Here is a 1,615-nt window from a genome sequence, read left to right as displayed (position 1 = left end):
GATATTGTCATTGAGGCCTTGTACGGAAATGGTTGCGGCTCGCCGAACGAGGGGTTTCGGTGGGCGTTGCGGGGGTTGCCCGCGATCGTCTCGTCGAGAAAATCGTTCAGCGCGGCGGTTTGGGGACTTCGTCTTCGAGAAAGAAGAAAAAAACCGGCTCGCGGCCGCAAGGCGACGGGAGACCGGGACGACGGGAGGTCGAAAGACGCGTCGGCGACGGCGCGCGCATTTCACGGAACCGGCAAGACGAAGGCGTTCCCACGCAGGGAGGGGGAACGCGAGGGCCGCCTCGAATCCCTGGGAGCACTTAGGAGGATTGAGATGAGCGTAACAACAGAGACAACAGCCGGCGCAGCCGCCGGCTCGGACGCGATCGTTGATCTGCGTGGCATGTGGATCGGCGTCGCCGGCCTCAACATCTTCTATCTGATCGTCCGCATTTACGAGCAGATCTACGGCTGGCGCGCGGGCCTCGACTCGTTCGCTCCGGAGTTCCAGACGTATTGGCTGTCGATCCTTTGGACCGAAATTCCGCTGGAGCTGGTGTCGGGCCTCGCCCTGGCCGGCTGGCTGTGGAAGACGCGCGACCGCAACGTCGACGCGGTGACGCCGCGCGAGGAGCTGCGCCGTCACGTCGTTCTGCTGCAGTGGCTGACGGTCTACGCCGTTGCGATCTACTGGGGCGCCTCGTTCTTCACGGAGCAGGACGGCACCTGGCACATGACGGTGATTCGCGACACGGACTTCACGCCGTCGCACATCATCGAGTTCTACATGAGCTACCCGATCTACTCGATCATGGCGGTCGGCGCGTTCTTCTATGCGAAGACCCGCATTCCGTATTTTGCTCATGGCTACTCGCTGGCGTTCCTGATCGTCGCCATCGGCCCGTTCATGATCATCCCGAACGTCGGCCTGAACGAGTGGGGCCACACCTTCTGGTTCATGGAAGAGCTGTTCGTCGCTCCGCTGCATTGGGGCTTCGTGTTCTTCGGCTGGATGGCGCTCGGCGTGTTCGGCGTGGTTCTGCAGATCCTGGCCGGCGTGAAGCGCCTGCTGGGCAAGGACGGCGTCGCGGCCCTGATCGGCTGAGACGAATGAATTGGACCGCCCGACTTTTCGGGCCGGGCGGTCCCGACCGACATCTCGCAATCCAAGTCTCCTGAAACGGCAAGTCTCCTGAACGGCAAGTCTCCTGACGAGACCTTCGTCCGAACGGCCGCGCGACGCGGGGCCGGCTCGGGCGGGGTTCGGGAGCGGCGGGTCGCGGGAAGAGGGTCGCGGGGAAGATAAAGATAAGACAACCCGGCGCGAGAGAGCCGGGGATTGGTCGACGGCTACGGCGGGAACCGCCGGGCGGACCGACACCAAGGAGAAGAGTGATGTCTACATCGAAGAGCGGGGGGGCTATCGGGCCTTTCCATTCGGTCGCGGAAGCGGCGGGATGCGTCAAGACCTCCGATTGGCTGATTCTGACGCTGCTGTTTCTTGCAGTGCTGGGCGGCTATCACATTCACTTCATGCTGACCGCGGGCGACTGGGACTTCTGGGTCGACTGGAAAGACCGTCGCATGTGGCCGACCGTCGTCCCGATCCTGGGCGTGACCTTCGCGGC

2 protein-coding genes are annotated in these 1,615 nt (G+C 63.3%); both read left to right on the top strand.

The annotated features are described in order from the left end of the window. The first annotated feature begins 321 nt into the window (after window positions 1-321). Window positions 322-1,092, top strand: coding sequence for a bacterial ammonia monooxygenase, subunit AmoC (gene amoC / locus K3F48_RS23710; RefSeq protein WP_222577899.1), 771 nt, complete (start codon window positions 322-324; stop codon window positions 1,090-1,092). A 290-nt stretch (window positions 1,093-1,382) separates the two neighbouring features. After that, window positions 1,383-1,615 (top strand): methane monooxygenase/ammonia monooxygenase subunit A (locus tag K3F48_RS23705; RefSeq protein ID WP_222577898.1); only part of this gene is annotated, 233 nt, incomplete at its 3' end.

Source organism: Methylosinus sp. Sm6, assembly GCF_019802345.1.
Taxonomy (GTDB): Bacteria; Pseudomonadota; Alphaproteobacteria; order Rhizobiales; family Beijerinckiaceae; genus Methylosinus.
The sequence above is the reverse complement of the archived record's forward strand: the minus strand, read 5'-3'. Positions and strand labels throughout refer to the sequence as shown.

Coding starts and splice junctions, on each gene's coding strand:
- amoC (WP_222577899.1), top strand. CDS start 322: ATGAGCGTAACAACAGAGACAACAGCCGGCGCAGCCGCCGGCTCGGAC.